1 protein-coding gene is annotated in these 313 nt (G+C 56.9%); it reads left to right on the forward strand.

Annotated elements, in window-relative coordinates; genetic code table 11:
- Nucleotides 1–155: 155 nt before the first annotated feature.
- Nucleotides 156–313: GYD domain-containing protein (locus EN852_RS38320; protein ID WP_135879870.1), on the forward strand; the 158-nt coding region annotated here is incomplete at its 3' end.

Genomic DNA, 313 nt, shown 5'->3' on the forward strand with positions numbered 1-313 from the left:
CGCATATTATCCCAAGCCGAAGCATTGCTCCGGTCGAACCGCCATTGGCCATGTTTGCCCAAGCGGTCCACAGACCAAGTCAGATGTCAGGGAAAGAAGGCAAGTCCGTGCTGCTCACGGGCAGCCCGAGACAATGATATTTGGAGGAGATTGCCATGAAGGTTACCATATTGGCCAACTACGAACCCCATGCCGCCAAAGGGCTGATGCAGGGATCGAACCGGGAAGCTGCAGTCCAGGCGCTTTTCGAAAGCGTCGGCGGCAGGATGAACAGCCTGACGTTCACACGCGGCCTCTACGACGTCGTCGTCAA

This window comes from Mesorhizobium sp. M2E.F.Ca.ET.209.01.1.1, from assembly GCF_004010375.2.
Taxonomy (GTDB): Bacteria; Pseudomonadota; Alphaproteobacteria; order Rhizobiales; family Rhizobiaceae; genus Mesorhizobium.